Source organism: Planktothrix sp. FACHB-1365, from assembly GCF_014697575.1.
Classification (GTDB): Bacteria; Cyanobacteriota; Cyanobacteriia; order Cyanobacteriales; family Microcoleaceae; genus Planktothrix.
Window position 1 is genome coordinate 25,662 of sequence record NZ_JACJSC010000009.1, and the last position, 17,917, is coordinate 43,578.

17 protein-coding genes are annotated in these 17,917 nt (G+C 38.0%); 11 read left to right on the forward strand and 6 right to left on the reverse strand.

Annotation, left to right across the window (positions count from 1 at the left end):
- Positions 1 to 34: 34 nt before the first annotated feature.
- Both H6G57_RS12630 and H6G57_RS12635 read left to right on the forward strand, forming a co-directional pair.
- Positions 35 to 382 carry an NINE protein gene (locus tag H6G57_RS12630; RefSeq protein ID WP_190519057.1) on the forward strand — a complete coding sequence of 116 codons (348 nt, stop codon included), beginning with the start codon at positions 35 to 37 and terminating at the stop codon, positions 380 to 382.
- A gap of 24 nt (positions 383 to 406) precedes the next feature.
- Positions 407 to 1,108: a helix-hairpin-helix domain-containing protein gene (locus H6G57_RS12635; RefSeq protein WP_190519059.1), complete on the forward strand. Its 702-nt coding sequence runs from the start codon at positions 407 to 409 to the stop codon at positions 1,106 to 1,108.
- 34 nt (positions 1,109 to 1,142) lie between these two features.
- On the opposite strand, the gene lptC is transcribed toward H6G57_RS12635, so the two are convergent.
- From lptC to metG, 3 genes are all read right to left on the reverse strand, one after another.
- Positions 1,143 to 2,270, reverse strand: coding sequence for an LPS export ABC transporter periplasmic protein LptC (gene lptC, locus H6G57_RS12640; RefSeq protein ID WP_190519061.1), 1,128 nt, complete (start codon positions 2,268 to 2,270; stop codon positions 1,143 to 1,145).
- Positions 2,271 to 2,418: 148 nt separating this feature from the next.
- Positions 2,419 to 3,033 (reverse strand): NYN domain-containing protein, encoded by a 615-nt coding sequence (locus tag H6G57_RS12645; protein WP_072718487.1) that lies wholly within the window; start codon positions 3,031 to 3,033, stop codon positions 2,419 to 2,421.
- Between the two features lie 118 nt (positions 3,034 to 3,151).
- Positions 3,152 to 4,759 carry a methionine--tRNA ligase gene (metG, locus tag H6G57_RS12650; RefSeq protein ID WP_190519062.1) on the reverse strand — a complete coding sequence of 536 codons (1,608 nt, stop codon included), beginning with the start codon at positions 4,757 to 4,759 and terminating at the stop codon, positions 3,152 to 3,154.
- Between the two features lie 380 nt (positions 4,760 to 5,139).
- On the opposite strand from metG, the gene H6G57_RS12655 reads away from it, so the two are divergent.
- The 3 genes from H6G57_RS12655 (at position 5,140) to H6G57_RS12665 (ending at position 7,978) form a co-directional block, all read left to right on the forward strand.
- Positions 5,140 to 5,805, forward strand: a complete 666-nt coding sequence (locus H6G57_RS12655) for a 1-acyl-sn-glycerol-3-phosphate acyltransferase (protein ID WP_242048963.1) — start codon at positions 5,140 to 5,142, stop codon at positions 5,803 to 5,805.
- A gap of 99 nt (positions 5,806 to 5,904) precedes the next feature.
- Positions 5,905 to 7,203, forward strand: a complete 1,299-nt coding sequence (locus H6G57_RS12660) for a TldD/PmbA family protein (RefSeq protein ID WP_190519066.1) — start codon at positions 5,905 to 5,907, stop codon at positions 7,201 to 7,203.
- A gap of 76 nt (positions 7,204 to 7,279) precedes the next feature.
- Positions 7,280 to 7,978 carry a haloacid dehalogenase type II gene (locus H6G57_RS12665; protein ID WP_190519068.1) on the forward strand — a complete coding sequence of 233 codons (699 nt, stop codon included), beginning with the start codon at positions 7,280 to 7,282 and terminating at the stop codon, positions 7,976 to 7,978.
- 114 nt (positions 7,979 to 8,092) lie between these two features.
- On the opposite strand, the gene H6G57_RS12670 is transcribed toward H6G57_RS12665, so the two are convergent.
- Positions 8,093 to 8,509 (reverse strand): putative toxin-antitoxin system toxin component, PIN family, encoded by a 417-nt coding sequence (locus H6G57_RS12670; RefSeq protein ID WP_190519070.1) that lies wholly within the window; start codon positions 8,507 to 8,509, stop codon positions 8,093 to 8,095.
- Positions 8,499 to 8,726: a hypothetical protein gene (locus H6G57_RS12675; RefSeq protein ID WP_190519072.1), complete on the reverse strand. Its 228-nt coding sequence runs from the start codon at positions 8,724 to 8,726 to the stop codon at positions 8,499 to 8,501. Before H6G57_RS12675 ends, H6G57_RS12670 begins: the two co-directional genes overlap by 11 nt.
- A gap of 172 nt (positions 8,727 to 8,898) precedes the next feature.
- Here H6G57_RS12675 and H6G57_RS12680 point away from each other — a divergent pair, with 172 nt between their 5' ends.
- From H6G57_RS12680 to H6G57_RS12700, 5 genes are all read left to right on the forward strand, one after another.
- Positions 8,899 to 10,902, forward strand: coding sequence for a hypothetical protein (locus H6G57_RS12680; protein WP_190519275.1), 2,004 nt, complete (start codon positions 8,899 to 8,901; stop codon positions 10,900 to 10,902).
- A gap of 12 nt (positions 10,903 to 10,914) precedes the next feature.
- Positions 10,915 to 11,694, forward strand: a complete 780-nt coding sequence (locus H6G57_RS12685; protein ID WP_190519074.1) for a hypothetical protein — start codon at positions 10,915 to 10,917, stop codon at positions 11,692 to 11,694.
- A 143-nt stretch (positions 11,695 to 11,837) separates the two neighbouring features.
- Complete coding sequence (locus tag H6G57_RS12690) at positions 11,838 to 12,098, forward strand: type II toxin-antitoxin system HicA family toxin (RefSeq protein ID WP_190519076.1); 261 nt, start codon at positions 11,838 to 11,840, stop codon at positions 12,096 to 12,098.
- Between the two features lie 138 nt (positions 12,099 to 12,236).
- Positions 12,237 to 12,575 (forward strand): type II toxin-antitoxin system HicB family antitoxin, encoded by a 339-nt coding sequence (locus tag H6G57_RS12695; protein ID WP_190519078.1) that lies wholly within the window; start codon positions 12,237 to 12,239, stop codon positions 12,573 to 12,575.
- A gap of 765 nt (positions 12,576 to 13,340) precedes the next feature.
- A complete protein-coding gene (locus H6G57_RS12700; RefSeq protein WP_190519080.1) occupies positions 13,341 to 13,592 on the forward strand; it encodes a DUF2281 domain-containing protein in 252 nt (83 codons plus the stop codon).
- 7 nt (positions 13,593 to 13,599) lie between these two features.
- Here the strand turns inward: H6G57_RS12700 and H6G57_RS12705 are convergent, their stop codons facing one another.
- Positions 13,600 to 16,260, reverse strand: coding sequence for a bifunctional diguanylate cyclase/phosphodiesterase (locus H6G57_RS12705; protein WP_190519082.1), 2,661 nt, complete (start codon positions 16,258 to 16,260; stop codon positions 13,600 to 13,602).
- A gap of 114 nt (positions 16,261 to 16,374) precedes the next feature.
- Between H6G57_RS12705 and H6G57_RS12710 the strand changes: the two genes are divergently transcribed.
- A complete protein-coding gene (locus tag H6G57_RS12710) occupies positions 16,375 to 17,658 on the forward strand; it encodes a Mur ligase family protein (RefSeq protein ID WP_190519084.1) in 1,284 nt (427 codons plus the stop codon).
- The last annotated feature ends 259 nt before the right edge of the window (positions 17,659 to 17,917 follow it).

A 17,917-nucleotide genomic window follows, 5' to 3' on the forward strand; every position in this document is an offset into this window, starting at 1 on the left:
CAATTTTAACCCTTGACCTTCAGGAGATCACTCAATGAAAAATAAAATCGTAGCCGCGTTATTGGCTTTCTTTTTAGGGATATTTGGAGTTCATAAGTTTTATTTAGGGGAAAATTTAGGCGGAGTTGTTTATTTGTTGTTTTCTTGGACTTTTATTCCCGGATTTTTAGCCTTTTTTGATTTTCTAGGTTTATTGTTAATGTCAGATCAAGCGTTCAATGCTAAATTTAATCCAGGTATTCCTTACTCAGTTTTAGATGGAAGTCGTTCTGCACAGGATATTACTGTAGCACTAGCTCAACTGAAAAAACTTTATGATCAAGATGCCATTACCGCCGAAGAATATGAAGAAAAACGCCGGAAATTATTAAATGAACTGTAAACAGCAACAGGAGTGACATTAAACGTGTCCAATCTATCTCGATGGTTTCAGAAAGTTCCGCAGTGGTTATACTGGTCTTTATTTCCTGTATTAGGTGGGTTAGCCATTGTCTATGCAGGAAATAAAACCAAAACTCAATCTTGGATTTATACAGGGTTAGGGTTTGTCGCTGCGGCTTTTATTTTATCGAATACGTCTTTTTCCAGTATAGTTTGGATCGGTCAAATTATAACAGCGATCGCTTTGAGAAAAGAATTTTTAGCAAAAACTTTTCATAATCCTTTATCGAGTTCAAACGAATCTCATCTGATCCAATTAATTGCTAAACATCGAGATAAAATTGATATTAATAATTGCTCTAAGCATGATTTAGTATATGGATTAGATTTACCGATTGTTTATGCCAATGAAATTGAAGAAATGAAACGGGAAGGTTATAATTTTACAAGTTTAGAAGAACTTTCGGAATTGATTGGAATTCCTGAATCAACACTACAACGAATTGCACCGTTAATTTTATTTAGTTTTGATATCAATAAAGAAATCCATCATTCCTGGCGGCGGTTAAATGTGTTGTCAATGGATGAATTAGTTGAATTAGGACTAAACATCAATGCTGCTAAAATTATTGTTTTAGAACGTCAACGGCGTGGGGGTTATAAGTCTTTTCTGGATTTTAAAAAACGGACAAAATTACCGTTACATATCTATCGCCATATTTTATAAAAAATATAAAAAAATGACAATGAGAACTATCTAACTATTCCGGTACAATTTCCGTAACCACAGGAGTTCCTGTATTCCCGCCACTGACAACAACAGTATCATTTTCAAACCTACCAACGGCTTTTTCTCCCATTAAATTAAACGGGGGATCAATTTGACGATAGACCACATTTCCTTCGGCGGAAAAAGACTGTTGAGGAATATACCAAGTGAGTAAATTAGAATTGAGTTGTGCTTGACGTTTTGCGCCAATACCAACAACATTTCCAGTTAAATAAAAGATATTATCTTTTAAATCTCCCCAACCTTGATTAGCGGTGACAGTAACTTGTTGTTCTCGTTCAATAATGGTAATAAATTGAGGGGAACTAATGGTGCGTTTCTGATAATTCCATTGTAATTCATTACTTGAAATTTGTAACGGAGGTTGAGATAAAGCAATTTGGGCATTTTTTCTCAGGGTAGCAATTTGGGTTTTTAAATTCATGTCGGCGGTTTCTGCAATTCCCCGGTCTGTAACGGTTTGATTTTGATATCGTTCAATTTTGGTTTTTAAATTACTGCTTAATAGTTGTTGTTCCCATAACCAAACAATATGATCACTTTGTAACTTGACAACGGGATTTTTAGAACTAACCGTGGCTTTATCCCAAAATTCTACTCGTTTTTGACGATAAAAAACCTGAACTTCTCTAGCAATAGCTTGGAGTTGAGCATGATCTCCCGTAACACTATTCCGCACTACAATAATATTTTGTTGGACAATCCATTCTAGCTCTTTTCCCTTCAACACTAAGCCTGTATTGGGATCAGTTGCTACAATATTATTGCGTAAAAAAATCCGTTTGCTATTCTGTTCAAATTCTCCTTGATCTGCCTTAATTTTATACAGAAGTTTGCCTTGATCATATAATTCTCCAACCGGATTTTTCACGGTTGCCATTTTCTGATCTTTACTATAACTAACTTGTTGGGCTTTAATGTTCCAGAGTAATTTTCCTTGTTCATCAGCCTGTTCTAACGTAACATCATCTAAAGTTAATGTCCGTTCAAATTCTTTAGAAGTCTTTGATTTAGCGTCCGTTGAAGTTGGTTCGACGTTTTTTGGGGCGCAAGCAGAAATTCCGACTAAAATTATCACCCAAAGGAGTAACAACCGCATCTAATTTGATAACAGGGAACAGGGAACAGGGAACAGGGAACAGATAGAAGGTAAACCTATCTATATCCTAAGAATTTAGGATCTCAAAAGTTTAGGAATTGAGGAGTAAAAACCAGGAATACCATAAGTTTTTACTCCTGTGATTCTCCTAAGAATCTTCTATAATTTGCCCATCTATTAAACTAATTCCTGATAAAGGACGGTAGGTATAGTTGGGACTGCGGGGGGTTTTTTGGATATCTTCTTTGATCATTTCTAAATCAATATAGCGATCTGCGACATTAATTAAACTGTCACTGGTCATTGAGCGCAAACTCACGACTTCCACCCGCACCCCGCGATAACTTACAGAGTCCACCGCATAAGCTAAATCTCCATCTCCACTCACCAAAACGGCGGTGTCATAGGAACCCACTAAAGCCATCATATCAACGGCTATTTCCACATCTAAATTAGCTTTTTTAGAACCATCAGGAAGTTGGACTAAATCTTTAGCAATGACACGATAACCATTGCGTCGCATCCATAATAAAAAGCCTTGTTGCTTCTCATTGGTGCGATCTACTCCCGTATAGAAAAAGGAGCGTAACAACCGAGAACCAGCCGTTAAACGACATAATAATTTGGTGTAATCAATTTCGATTCCCAATTGTAAAGCGGCATAAAATAGATTAGAGCCATCGATAAAAATGGCAACTCGGCCCCTGTTTTCAAGAACTTGTTCAGGAGTAAAAAGTTCTCCATGATTGATATTATTCAACATTCTTATACCTCTTTTTTTATGAAAAAAATGATCTGAGTATGGGTAAAGTAAACCAAAACTAAACCAATTGAAAAGGATGTTTTATGTTAAACTAGACTATCACTTAAACGGTTTTGAATTAGGATGATGCTCCCTCTGCATCTTCCAAGCGTCTAAAGACAGGTTGCGCTTCCTGCAAGGGTTGATTAGCAGGTAACGCGCCCCAAACAGCATGGATGTCAAAGGACAGTGCTGTCGCTAGTATAGTCTGATCATTGAAATCGAGGGTGTATCCCAATTGTTGATAAATCCGAGTGCTAATATTGGGAATGATGGGGGACAAAAGATAAGCTGCCAGTCGAACGGATTCTAAAACGGAGTACAAGACTTGGGAAACCGCTTCCTGTTTTCCTTGCTTGTACAAACTCCAAGGAGCTTTATCATCAATGTATTTATTTCCGGCTTGAACTAAGGTGAAAATAGCCGTACAAACTTCGCTAAACGCCAGAGCATCATAGGCTTGAGTGACAGTATCTGCCAAGGTTAGACCGAGGGATTTCAGGGCATCATCCTTGGGGATATCCTCACCGTTAACATTAGGAACACAACCGTTAAAGTATTTAAACGCCATTTTCAGCGTGCGGTTGAGTAAGTTTCCTAAGTCATTGGCTAAGTTAGCATTAACGGTATGAATAAACCGAGTTTGACTATAATCACCATCCTGTCCAAATTCTATCTCTTTCAAGAAATAAAAGCGAATCGCATCAGCACCATATTGATTGACTAAAGCAACGGGATCAAGGGTATTTCCCAAGCTTTTGCCCATCTTCTTCCCATCTTTGGTCAAAAAACCGTGTCCAAAGATACGACCGGGAAGAGATAAGCCAGCCGACATCAACATAGCAGGCCAGTAAATGGCATGAAATCTTAAAATATCTTTACCAATCAGGTGTAAATTAATCGGCCACCGTTTCGATAAAGCATTTTCTAAGGTGGGTTCATCCTCTGGGTCAAGCAACGCCGTTATATAGCCTAACAACGCATCAAACCAAACATAAATGGTATGGCTTGGATCACAGGGAACCGGAAATCCCCAGTCAATATTAACGCGAGAAATCGAAAAATCTTGTAATCCTTGCTTAACAAAATTGATGACTTCGTTGCGCCGACTTTCTGGCTGAATAAAGTCAGGATGCTCTTGATATAAAGTTTCTAGCTGTTCTTGGTATTGAGACAGCCGAAAAAAATAGTTCTGCTCATCTCGCCATTCTAGGGCTTTATTGGTATGGATGGGGCAGTATTTTTTCTGTTCTAATTCTCGTTCTTCTTTGTATTCTTCACAGGCGACACAATACCAGCCTTGTTGTTGGCTGAGATAGATATCTCCTTGATTCCAAACCCGTTGAAAAAACTCATTGACGATGGCTTCATGGCGAGTTGCTGTCGTGCGACTAAAGCGATCATACTGAATATTCAAGTGTTGCCACAGGGAAGCAAAACCATCGGCAATTTGATCGCAGTGAGCTTGGGGAGAACGCCCTAACTCCTCGGCGGTACGTTGAATTTTTTGACCGTGTTCATCGGTTCCAGTAATTAATAGGACGGATTTCCCTTGAAGTCGTTGGAACCGAGCAATGGCATCGGCTGCCATTGTGGTGTAAGCACTACCAATATGAGGAACATCATTGACATAATAGAGAGGTGTTGTCAGGGTAAAGGTATTGAAATGGGTCTGTGTCAATTTCATATTAAACAGATAGAGGCTACCGATATTGTTCTTGTTAGACCCGCCTCAGTAGGGCGTTTAATTGGGTTTGAGGATTTCTCCTTCACGGATTTCTCCGTAATGTTAAGAGCACTTTTTATTGATGTCCACGCTCACTCTACAGGTGTAGAAATGTGCGCTTTTTAGGGTGTTTCTGTCTAGTACCTGAACAAAAATTTCACAGTACATGACACCGAAACTTATAGATTATAATATTTTCTTTAAAGTTTCTCAAAATTCTCAAACAAGTCTTAAGTTTTTAGCGCAAATGTAACCCGATTCAAGCTGTGTGTTGGTGATTCATGTTCTTTGATCAAACGGGATTGAGTTGTCGGTGGCTGGTGACAGGATTGGGAATACAGATGTTCATTTCCTATGAAGATCGAATTCCTGAAACAGGCCCTGCGATTGTGGTGAGTAACCATCGCAGCGTGATTGATCCGATTGTCTTAACCGCAGGTGTCGGTCGTACCCTTCGTTTTGCATCCCATCATTATATGGGTCAAGTCCCGCTTTTGCGTGAACTTGTCACGACATTTGGAGCCTTCCCCTTTGATGAACCTGAACATCGACCTCAACAGTTTTTTAAACAAGCAAGCCAACTATTAAACCAACGACAAATGGTGGGGATCTTTCCCGAAGGAGCAACCCCAATGTTACAACAAACTCAACCGAATGTTGTGGGAAACTTTCAACGGGGATTTGCTCATTTAGCGTTACGTTCTGGGGTTTGCAACCTAGCGGTTTTACCTGTGGCGATCGCAACATTAGAAGAACAAACCCTACCGTCAGCAATTCCATTAAGGTTACTGCGTGTCTTTGATCCGACCGAACCCTTGTTTGATCAACCGGGTTGGCATCCGATGATTCTCTATCGAAGAATCCGAATCTTAATTGGCCGTCCCTATTGGATTACCCCACGAGTACAACGTCAATATCAGGGGAAACAAGCCCGAAAAGCAGTAGAAGAGTTGACCCAGTATTGTCACCGGGAAATTACCGATTTACTTCGTCAAGGTAGCGTTTAGAATGTCCTCCACCGCCGTAAATCGTCTCCATAGAAATGAGGAATAGGAATCACCGATCACGGTAGGATGGACGATGACGCTATGCCATGACTACCATCCATGACCTACGACCAATCCGCCGAACAGCTATTAGAGTTAGCTGCCGCATCGGGCGCTGAGGCTGCGGAAGTGTTCCAATCTCAATCCCTATCCAAGCCGATATTTTTTGAAGCCAATCGACTGAAACAACTCGAAAGTAGCCAATCGGAAGGGACAACCTTGCGACTTTGGCGAGATGGCCGTCCGGGTTTAGCGGTTGCTTATGGCCCAGTGGAACCCCAAAAATTAGTTGAGCGGGCGATTTCCTTGAGTACCCTCAATGAACCCGAAACCATTGAACTAACGGAATCAACGACCCCATCCCAGTATCCTGATATTGGGGAATCTGTACCCGTTGAACAATTGGTCAGTTGGGGAAAACAGGCGATTGAATTAATTCGCTCTTCCTATCCCGATGTCTTATGTATGGCGGAATGGGATTGTGAAGTGGAATCGATTCGCTTGATTAACTCACGGGGACTGGACTGTCGCCATACCGATACCACCCTCAGTGGTTATGTGGAAACGGAATGGGTTCGGGGGGATGATTTTTTAGCGGTTTCCGATGGCCAAACCCAACGGGATTTTTTAGATCCCACCCTTCTCGCTGAACGAATTTTAATGCGGTTAAATTGGGCCAAAAATAATGTCCCTTCTCCCATGTCCCGGATTCCGGTCTTATTCACCGCTAAAGCCGCCGATATGCTTTGGGGTACTATTTCCGCCGCGTTGAATGGCAAACAAGTTTTGGAAGGGGCTTCTCCTTGGAGCGATCGCTTAACCACCCCGGTGATGTCTCCCCTGTTAACCGTATCTCAGGAACCTGACACTGGGCCCTACAGTTGCCCCTTTGATGATGAAGGAATTCCCACCCGTCCCATTACCTTTATTGAAAAGGGGGTTTTACAACTGTTTTATACCGACTTAACTACAGGTCGCACCTTGGGAAGTGGGACAACCGGAAATGGATTTCGCACCCATTTAGGCAGTTATCCCACTCCGGGGTTATTTAATCTGTTAGTAAAACCTGGAAAAAGTTCTTTAAATGAATTAATCCAAAGTTTAGATCGGGCGTTAATCGTCGATCAAATGTTAGGAGGAAGTGCGGGAATGAGTGGGGATTTTTCCATTAATGTTGATTTAGGATATCGCATTGAAAAAGGTGAAATTGTCGGACGGGTGAAAAATACAATGGTGGCGGGGAATGTTTATACAGCCCTCAAACAAGTTGTAGAATTGGGGGGTGATGCCTCTTGGAATGGGTCTTGTTATACTCCTTCGATTATTGTTGAAGGGTTATCAGTCATTGGTAAAGGTTAATCCGCTAGATTTTAAGAATTCTCCAGAATTGAGAATGCGATATCAGGTTCCCCCTTAAAATTTCCCTAAAATTATCATGATTCAATTTAATCAATTTACAGCCCTGAGCTTTGACTGTTACGGTACTTTAATTGATTGGGAAAGCGGGATTACTCCCGTTTTACAACAATTAGTCAAGGCTCATGGTATTACAATGAGTGATCAAGCGTTACTGGAATTATTTGCAATTTTAGAACCAGAAGCTCAAAGCGGAGACTATAAAACCTATCGAGAAATTCTCCGAGAAGTGGTACAGAAGTTCGGAGAACGTTTAGGGTTTTCTCCGACTCCTACAGAATTAGAGAGTTTAGCCAATTCAATTCAAGATTGGCAACCTTTTTCGGATACGGTAGAAGCGTTAAAAGCCTTAAAACAAAAGTATAAATTAGTGATTATTTCTAATATTGATGATGATTTATTTGCCCAAACCAACAAACATCTACAAATAGAATTTGATCATATTATTACCGCCCAACAAGCTCAATCTTATAAACCGTCTCCTCATAATTTTGAATTTGCTTTAAATAAAACAGGGCTTTCTTCTCATCAACTCCTGCACGTTGCCCAGAGTCTTTTTCATGATATTGCTACAGCCAAAAGTTTAGGATTAACAACGGTTTGGGTGAATCGTCGTCAAGGTCAATCTGGAGGAGGTGCAACGAAACCTGCCACTGCTCAACCGGATTTAGAAGTGCCGGATTTAAAAAGTTTAGTTAACTTGATTTTTGAGGGTTAGGAAATGGGTATCTTCCAAAATAAATAATTACCACTTCTACACAGATTACTATAGATGAGAAAAATAGCGATCGCGCGCTTCCGCACCAAAAAAGCGCATCGTTATGAATGGGAACTAATCAACAGTTAGAAAGTTTTTGGGAGTCATAATCTTGTTTTGATATTCAGCTAAGGTTGTGAGGGATAACAAATCTTGATCTCCTGTGATTAAATATTCAGCGTTACAATCTTTAGTCAGTTCTAAAAATTTATTATCATCTGGATCTCTACAGATGTTGATTTGAGATGTAGTCTCTATAAAATGGCTAGATTTTTTAACGACTTCTAAAAATTGTTCTCGGTCTTGATCGGAGATATATTTATTGAATTTAGGTTTGTAAATTCGGGTTTTTAATTCTTGGTAAGTTTCTTCGCTTTGAGCGATTTTGAATTGCTGATAAGCTTTATCTAAGGCTTGACGGGCTGTTCCATTTGGACTCAGGGCTGCACTCAGTAAAACATTAGTATCTATAACAATGAGTTTAGGATTCATCAGCAAGTAATTCTTCTAGGATGTCTTCGGTTAGTCCTTTGGCTTGAGCATTTCTGCCGATTCGGTCACAAACGCTCAGTAAGTCTTCATCTTGATTTGTGGGAGAGTTTTTCTTAATTTCTTGGATCAGTTGTTCTTGTTCTTGTGCTGTAAGTTGGAGGACAAGATTAAGAATTTGCTCAAAGGTTAGAGAAAGTTGATCAGTTGTTTGATTCATAATGGGTTATGGGTTTAAGGAATGGCAACTTGTCTAATGTCTATTTTATTTATCTGTTACTCTCCCCAGTATAACTTTAGGAATAACGGGATTTATTTTTCCGTAAATTTACTGATGACAATTGATCTACCTCAAGTTATTATGTTTTTTTGAGGGAATATTAAAGCCATTTATGTTAGAAGAAATTTATCACATTTTTATTTCTAACCCGATTGCCAGTCAGGGTGGAAACCGAAAAGTAACTCTGCGTTCAGGAAAATCCTATAATGTTATCATTCCTGAGCAACTTCAAGAAGGATATAAACTTAGATTAAAAAAAACGGGTTTAGCTCAAAATGATGTTCTGTTAATTCTTCATACTTTATACGATAAAAATAATCATTATCCCAAAATTATCAACAATTTAGTTAGAGATTACGAGATTAAGCAGGATAGCAAAATTAGATGTATACAAGCTTATGAAAGCATAACATCGGAGCAGTTAAATGATGATATAGCAGCTATTGATTTATTAGATTTTATCGTTACCAGCAATCAAAAAAATTTAGATTCTGAATTTTTTCAAAAATATCAATTAGCCAGCGAAAACTATCGCTTACTCTGGATAGAACAATGTTTAGAAAAAGCCTTAGAATCTGCTCATATTTCTGACGATCAAAAACAAGCTTTAAGAGGAATTTATCAATCTGTTAGAGCAGGTGAAGCTATTAGTGAGCTAAATTATCTTAACGATCTGGATTCAATTCTTACTAATTCTAATCTTCCCATAGAGGTTAAACAGAGATATTTAACTGCTAGTATAAAATCCAAAGCACTAACAACCGAATTATTTATTATTGATTTAATTGAACGAAATTTTTTATTGGAAGACGACCAAGAAAAATATTTATCAGTTTATATTCAAGTTCGAGATAATCAAAAAATTACTGACCTTCAGCAATTACTTAAATTAGAGAAATTAGTTCTAGGCTCAGATATTCCAGAAGAATGCAAAATTATTTATAAGTTAGCCTCAGATGGAGTGTTTGAGCAAAAGAATCAGGAAAACCCAGAAGATATTATAGATAAGGTAAAAACAGTTACTAAGTCTGTTAGAACAGCGGCTCAAGTTGTTCCAAACGCTCATGCAGTTTTGGGGAATTTAGGAGTACAAGCTGGAACCAAAGTTGCAATTGGAGGTTTAGCAGGTGGAGCCGCAACCAACGCAACACTCGCGGCTTTAGGAGGAGGTTCTGTTGCCGCAGGAGGTTTAGGAATGTTAGGCGGGTTAGCCGTTGTCACAGGAGGGGCGGCATTAATTGGAGCAGCCGCTTTAGTTTCAATTGTATCTGTTTCTCAAATGGACACACAAGATCGAGTGAATTTAGGTATCGCTGCGGTTGCAGGAACATTAACCAGCGCGGCGACTCTTGCAACGGCTTGGGCTGCGGTGGGGGCTTTTGGTGTCGCGGGTACAGGAACAGCCATTAGCAACTTATCTGGGGCGGCGGCTTATAGTGCGATTATGTCGGCTTTGGGTGGTGTGGGCGTTATGACAGGAGGGGTCGCTTTAATTGCTGGGGTTGCAGGGTTGGGAATTTATAAATTACTGAAAAATCAAAAAAATAATCCGAAACAATTACTTAAACAAATAGAAGCTAGGCTTTATACATTATTAGAACATCAAACTCATGATCTCTTAAACGTTTTTAACTATTATTTCTCAGAACCCAGCGATGAATATTTTTTAGCTCCTAATATTCCTCTCGATAAACTAGCAAACGCACTTTATAAATATGCTAATCTTAAACCTGGGGAAAGAGTGTTAGCATTCGTTGATCAAAGTATGTTCGGTTCAGGAAAAATGGGTTTGGTTTTTACTGAAAGTCGATTGATTTACCAAGAATTATGGGAAAAGCCAAAATCATTAAAATATTCTGATGTTCGAGATGTTGCTTCTAAGTTTCCTAAGTTTTATAATGATAAATTAGATTCTATTTTGCACAGTTTGTTGCCTGAGTTAAAACAAATCTATCAATTGAATACAATAGAAGTTTTAGAAAATAATACAACAAACAACTTCGTTAATTTAGATGATGAATTAATTCAAGAAATTCAGACAATGACTCAAATCTGTGAAGCTTGTATTTCTCTTAAACCAGGGGTTGAAAACCTGAATCATCTTTTAAAATCATAAGGAAATTAAACCATGAATTCAGTTGAAAATGAACTAGCTAAACTACAAAAACGCTTTCAAGAAGCAGCTAAAGTTATTGATGATTTAGCTAAAATTAAGCAAGAATTGGATCAATTATCAATAAAGTATCAAGACCAATTATTCAAAAACTCTATTAACTTAGATCAGATTCAACAACAGATTAAGTCTCTATCGAATGATTATCAAGAATATAAGAAATATTGGAATGAAAATTTTAATGTTTTAATTAAAAAGGATCAAGATATTTTGACTAAAATTAGCGAAACTGGAAATCAGACTGAATCTGAAATTGAACACAACAAAACTCAGTTAGAAAATTTAGAAAAAAGGTTAGAGGAAACTAACGTTTTTTTAGCTACATTTAAAAATAATGTTCAGTTGAACCAAAATTTAGCGATAGGTTCTTGTTTAATCGGGTTTATTGCCTTAATATTAAGCATTTATTCTATTTTATTTTTACCGAAAAATTATTCTAACACTTTACATTCTCCACAAGAGTCTAGTCCTATTATAGCTTCTCCTTCACCTGAAAAATCATCAATTCCAGTTAATTATTTTCGAGAAGCTGTTAATAAAGCTACCCGTGCAGCCACTTTAGCTCAATCTGCAAAATCTAAAGAAGAGTGGAATTTAGTTGTCAATGAGTGGCAAAGTGCTATTGATATGATGAAATCAACTCCTTCATCTGACCCTAATTATGAAATTGCTCAAAAAAAGGTCATAGAATATCAAAAAAATCTGAATTATACTCAACAACAAACTCAAGAATAAGTTTATCATTTGTCTGAGTCCCAATCGATCAAAATTTTAGAAGTATTGCCACCTTGCCAAAACCAACTAGGCTTATGTTAAGATGATATCATATATTGATATCGTAAGTGGATAAACTATGATAACGCTAATTAAAACAAATTATGAGCCTTAACAATAAACAGCGTCGAACGTTAGAATTAATTTTTACTGATCCTATCCCGACAACGATTAATTGGCAAGATATTGAAAATTTATTCCAAGCGTTAGGAGCAACTATTATGCAAGGTAGAGGTTCAAGAATTCGGGTTTTACTCAACAATGTTAGAGCTATTTTTCATGAACCCCATCCTCAGAAGGAAACAGATAGAGGAGCGGTCAAATCGGTTAGAGAGTTTCTAATAAAAGCAGGCGTTAAACCTTGAAAATCGAGAATAGATAACAGATTTTTTGAAGTTTATCCCACTGGTAAAAAATCAAAAAGTGTAATCAGACTCAACCCCATTTATCAAAAATATCTCAAAATATCATCCTTAATTTACCTCCAAACTCAGATATTAATTATGATCAATTACAAAGGTTATACGGCTCAAATTGAAGTTGATGTAGAGGCTGGAATTCTTTTTGGTCAAGTGCTAGATATTAACGATGTGATTACCTTTAAAGGAAAAACGGTTGAAGAAATTAGGCAAGAATTTAAGAACTCTATTGATGATTATTTAGAATTTTGCCAAGAATTAGGGCAGGAACCTGATAAACCCTTTTCAGGAAAACTGCCCTTTCGGACTACCCCAGAAAACCATCGCAAAATTTTCTTAGCCGCCAAAAAAGCAGGAAAAAGTATTAATGCTTGGATGGATGAAACATTAATTCGGGAAGCTAATCAAACGATTCAGACTTAAGCCGTTTTAAAGTTGTCCGAAACCTTTGCACGTTGCCCAGAGTATTTTTCATGATATTGTTACAGCCAATAGTTTAGGATTAACAACGGTTTGGGTGAATCGTCGTTAACCACAAAGCCATCATTGGCAATGGCCAGATCTAAACCTGAGTTAGGGAAATGAGGGAGGTTTAGGCGTGGCGATGTCAGCCAAAACCCATGACTAGACAGGAATTGAGCGGTTTTATAAAAAAAAATCAAAAAAACACTTGCCTAAATCAAAATAAAATGCTTAAATATAAAAATGTGGTTATAAAAAACAAATAAACACATCACCCAATACGGGGGCGTGGCGGAATGGTAGACGCTACGGACTTAAGGTAAATTGAGCCTTGAGGTGAGAAATTCCTCAAGTGTAAGCTCTCAAATTCAGGGAAACCTAAATCTGATACGTCAGACAAGGCAATCCTGAGCCAAGCCAAAGAATTTAGAAATGAGGGAATTTCCCCAATCTAAAATCAAAACTTTGGAAGGTGCAGAGACTCGACGGGAGCTACCCTAACGTGAAGCCGAGGGTAAAGAGAGAGTCCAATTCTCAACGCCAATGGGCAGTAGCGAAAGCTGCGGGAGAATGAAAATCCGTTGACCCTTACCCGGTCGTGTGGGTTCAAGTCCCACCGCCCCCATACCTAAAAATTATCAATCTGTAGGGTGCGTTTGACGCACCTTTCTTAGTAAAAGAATTCTAATTTATAATTTATATTATTAAAAACAATAGGAAAATACGATGACTCAAACAATCACTCAAGCAGAAGCTATTGTCGAGATGATTAAAACCTTACCGCTTCAACAACAGGAGGAAGTAATTAGTTTTATTGAATTTTTGCATTTTAAAGCCCAAAAACAAGAAATTCAACCTCCAGAAGAAGAACAACAAAAGATTTCAGCCTATGAAGCTGCTCAAGAGTTTGCGGGTTGCTTAGAAGGTGGCCCCTTTGACCTTTCTACCAATAAAAAGTATTTGCAGGGTAATTGGTAAAAAAAGACTATAAATACTTAAATTGATGATTAAGAATTAACTGTCTAATTCCCTCACTATCCAAGGGACGAGAAAAGAAATATCCCTGTCCATAATGGCAGCCTAATTGTTTTAATTCTAAGATTTGTTCCAAGGTTTCTACCCCTTCAGCAACAACACTCATTTTTAAATTAACCGCTAAATTAATAATCGTTTCTACAATTTCTCGATTTTCCGCTTTACTTCCTAATGGACTAACAAAAGATCGATCAATTTTTAAAATATCAATGGGAAATTGTTGTAACCGACTTAAAGAAGAATATCCTGTTCCGAAATCATCAATCGACAATTGAATTCCTAAATCTCGCAATTGTTGTAATTGGGCGGTAGCAGATTCAAAATGCTCCATAATCACCCCTTCTGTAATTTCTAACCGTAAAAGCTTAGCATCTAAACCTGTTTCTTGCAAAATATCATGAATCATATTAACAAGTTTAAGTTGAGCAAATTGCCGTCCCGCAACATTCACACTCATGGTCACATTCTGATTCACTAATTCTTCAATTTGCCATTGACGCATTTGTTTACAAGCAGTTCTTAACACCCATTCTCCTATAGGAACAATTAACCCGGTTTCTTCAGCTAAAGGAATAAATTGTACAGGGGAAACTAAACCCCGTTTTGGATGATTCCAACGCACTAAGGCTTCAAATCCGGCAATTTCTCCTGTTAACAATGATACAATTAATTGATAATTTAATAACAATTCATCCCGTTCAATTGCCCGTCTTAAATCTGTTTCTAACTGTAACCGACTGCGGAAATTTTTCTGCATTTTTTGATCGAAAAGTTGAGGAGATCCCTGTCCTAAATATTTAGCATGACGCATGGCTGTGTCAGCATCTTGTAATAATTCTTCTGCGGATTCATACAGATGTCCGCTACTTTGAAAATTAAAGGTAATTCCAATACTAGCACTCGTAAATACTTCTTGTTGTTCGAGTTGAAAAGGTTGGGATAAAGTTAGGGAAATGCGTTCTGCAATTTGAGTAGCGTCTTCAATCTCTTGAATATCTTCTACTAAAACGGCAAATTCATCTCCATTTAAACGGGCGACAGTATCTCCTTCTCGAACTGTATTGATCAATCGTTGACTTAAATCGATTAATAGTTGATTTCCTACGGCGTGTCCTAAACTATCATTAATGACTTTAAACCGATCTAAATCTACATATAAAACAGCAAATAAACTATCAGAACGGCGTTGAGAATGGGCTAAAGATTGTTGTACCCGATCAATAAACAAAGCTCGATTAGGTAAGCTTGTAAGTTCATCATAAAAAGCATTATAAAGTAGCTTTTCTTCAGCTAGTTTGCGTTGGGTAATATCTTCTACCGTTCCTTCATAATATAAAATATTGCCTTGATTATCATAAACAGAACGACTATTTTCCGAAATCCAAATCACTTGTCTATCTTGGCGATAAACTTGATATTCAAATCCCGAAATTTGACCCTGTTCTAGCATGATTTGGGTAAATTCTTGTCGTTCTTTAGGATTAACATATAATTGCTCTGAGATATTCCTAAGATTCTGGATTAAATCTTCGGGAGAATCGTAACCATAGATGCGAGCTAAGGCTGGATTAGCACTGAGATAATAACCATCAGGTGTAGATTGAAAAATTCCTTCAATAGCATTTTCAAAGATACTTCTATATTTAGCTTCTGCTTTTTGTTGCGCTTCTTCTGCTTGTTTTCGTTCTAATTCCGCCACAATTCGTCCCGCAAAAATATGAATCAAAGATTGGGTTCGATCTTCATTTTTGATCGGTTGATCATGGAGTAAACATAAATAACCAATAATTTGTTCAGAATGACTAATAATCGGAACTCCAATGGAGGAGATAACTTGCAATTCTACTAAGAATGAAAGATGAGGAAAGAGTTCTTGAACCCGGTCAGGAAAATAGGTTAAGGATCGAGTTTTATTAATCTCATTACACAAGGTTTGATCCAGATCAAGTTCTGTATTTTCTAAAAAGTGATCGCCGCCCCAAAAAGCCAAGGTTCGCACTCGTCCAGGTATTTCTTGTATAACTTCTGTGACAATAACATAGCGAAACCCTAAAGTTAACCCTAAATGTTGGGCTAAGGCGGGAAAAAATTCAACTCCGGTTACGGATGCAGTCTCTAAGATTAAGCTTTGTAAAACTGCCTCCATTTGTTGACGTTCTTGATTTTCCCGTTCTAATAAAGCATTGGTTTCTGCTAATTCTAAGACTCGTTTTTTTAGCTCATTTTGAGTTGTTTTTAAAGTTTTAATTAATAAATTCTTTTTGTCGGTTGTTCTTCCCAATAAAATAGCCGTTATCAAAATCAATAAAATCACTAAACTAATCCGAATGGGTTCTGGGGTGAATACACTAGGAACCCATTTTATCCAAGCGATATAAATAATATAAATAGAAATAACGCTGGTGCAGGCTAATCCGGTTTTTAATCCTCCTAAATTCGCACATAATATTACGGTAAAACCCATCGTTAAAAAGGGGATAGGAACCCGGAAACCCATATTTTTGGAAACTTCGATGGCACTGACAATCAAAATTCCCACCAATCCACCTATCCAAAATGAAGTTTCATATAAAATTTTGTGGATACCAGATCGAATTAATCTCAATTTCACGCTAATCTCCCGGTTTTACTACTGATTTTAAAGATAGAATATCATTGCATAGTGTTTAATAGTAGCCTGTTCAACAGTATTCTTAAAGGACAGTAAAAGTTGTAATTCAATAGGGTGAATATGGAAACATTTCTACAACGATATCAACAGTTTGGCATTCATTTGGGTTTAGAACGCATTCAACAACTCCTGGAACGCTTAGGAAATCCGCACGTTGATGTTCCTATCATCCATATCGCAGGCACAAATGGCAAGGGTTCTGTCTGTTCTTACTTATCTTCTATTTTGACACAGGCTGGTTATCATGTCGGGCGCTACATTTCTCCTCATTTAATAGATTGGACAGAACGCTTATGTATTAATGAACAACCGATTTCAAAACTCGATTTTTTACAAGTTTTACAACAAGTCGAACACGCAATTTCACCCGATGAACCTCCTCCAACTCTGTTTGAAGTTGTGACACTGGCAGCTTGGCTATATTTTGCCCAAAAAAAGGTAGATATTGCTGTCATTGAAGTAGGATTAGGGGGACGTTTAGATGCCACAAATGTTTGTGATCATCCTTTGGTCAGTGTGATTACTTCCATTAGTTTAGATCATCAAGAATATTTGGGTTCAACCCTTGCAGAAATCGCCTTTGAAAAGGCGGGAATTCTTAAACCTGGATGTCCGGTTGTCGTCGGTGTTTTACCACCGGAAGCGGAAAAGGTGATTCAACAGCGTGGGAGTGAATTGAACTGTCCGGTGACTTGGGTTAAATCTGCCGTTTGGGTTGGGGATCAAAATAGTCGTAGAGACGCGCCATGGCGCGTCTCTACAATCCCTATTGCCCGTTATCAGGGTTTAGAATACCCTTTACCCCTATTCGGCGAGATACAGTTAATGAATTCTGCGATCGCAATTGCAACAGCACAAATCCTTTGTCAGCAGGGATGGAATATTTCAGAGGAGGTGATTGCTAAAGGGATAGAAAAAGCTCAATGGCCAGGACGGTTACAATGGATGATCTGGAAAAATCATCGTTTACTGATTGATGGAGCGCATAATCCAGGCGCCGCAGAAGCTTTACGTCAATATGTAGACAATTTACCGATTTCCTCAGTCACTTGGGTAATGGGAATGTTATCCACGAAAGATCATACTAATATTTTTAAAGCCCTATTAAGACCCGGTGATCGATTATATTTAGTCCCTATTCCCGATCACCCTTATGCAGAGCCAGAACAGTTAGCTACTCTTGCTAAAACCTTATGTCCTGATTTAAACTATTGTCAAGTTTATCCCGATTTAATTCCTGCCTTAGAAGCGGCTATCACCGAGGAAAATACCTTACCTGTTCTCTGTGGATCATTGTATTTATTAGGTTATTTTTTCCAACTTCTTGAGAACAAATGAATTTCCGGTGTAGGGGCGAGGTCACCTCTATCTGTGTCAACTTAATATTCCATCCCCTTATAAACGCTACAGATGATCCCCCCCAACCCCCCTTAAAAAGGGGGGAGATGTGTAGCAAATATTTAAGGATTTCATATAATTAATAATTTTTGATGTTTAATAGTAATAATTAGTCCCCCCTCTCCTGCAAGGAGAAGGGGTTATGGGGAGAGGTCATGCAGTTTTTCCTGGAAAATGAAACAGCCCTAGGGGGGGGAAC

What these genes read in the sequence shown, in the direction of transcription:
- H6G57_RS12630 (WP_190519057.1), top strand. Translation starts at nt 35, where the DNA reads ATGAAAAATAAAATCGTAGCCGCGTTATTGGCTTTCTTTTTAGGGATA.
- lptC (WP_190519061.1), bottom strand. Translation starts at nt 2,270, where the DNA reads ATGCGGTTGTTACTCCTTTGGGTGATAATTTTAGTCGGAATTTCTGCT.
- H6G57_RS12645 (WP_072718487.1), bottom strand. Translation starts at nt 3,033, where the DNA reads ATGTTGAATAATATCAATCATGGAGAACTTTTTACTCCTGAACAAGTT.
- metG (WP_190519062.1), bottom strand. Translation starts at nt 4,759, where the DNA reads ATGAAATTGACACAGACCCATTTCAATACCTTTACCCTGACAACACCT.
- H6G57_RS12655 (WP_242048963.1), top strand. Translation starts at nt 5,140, where the DNA reads ATGTTCATTTCCTATGAAGATCGAATTCCTGAAACAGGCCCTGCGATT.
- H6G57_RS12660 (WP_190519066.1), top strand. Translation starts at nt 5,905, where the DNA reads ATGACCTACGACCAATCCGCCGAACAGCTATTAGAGTTAGCTGCCGCA.
- H6G57_RS12665 (WP_190519068.1), top strand. Translation starts at nt 7,280, where the DNA reads ATGATTCAATTTAATCAATTTACAGCCCTGAGCTTTGACTGTTACGGT.
- H6G57_RS12670 (WP_190519070.1), bottom strand. Translation starts at nt 8,509, where the DNA reads ATGAATCCTAAACTCATTGTTATAGATACTAATGTTTTACTGAGTGCA.
- H6G57_RS12675 (WP_190519072.1), bottom strand. Translation starts at nt 8,726, where the DNA reads ATGAATCAAACAACTGATCAACTTTCTCTAACCTTTGAGCAAATTCTT.
- H6G57_RS12680 (WP_190519275.1), top strand. Translation starts at nt 8,899, where the DNA reads ATGTTAGAAGAAATTTATCACATTTTTATTTCTAACCCGATTGCCAGT.
- H6G57_RS12685 (WP_190519074.1), top strand. Translation starts at nt 10,915, where the DNA reads ATGAATTCAGTTGAAAATGAACTAGCTAAACTACAAAAACGCTTTCAA.
- H6G57_RS12690 (WP_190519076.1), top strand. Translation starts at nt 11,838, where the DNA reads ATGAGCCTTAACAATAAACAGCGTCGAACGTTAGAATTAATTTTTACT.
- H6G57_RS12695 (WP_190519078.1), top strand. Translation starts at nt 12,237, where the DNA reads ATGATCAATTACAAAGGTTATACGGCTCAAATTGAAGTTGATGTAGAG.
- H6G57_RS12700 (WP_190519080.1), top strand. Translation starts at nt 13,341, where the DNA reads ATGACTCAAACAATCACTCAAGCAGAAGCTATTGTCGAGATGATTAAA.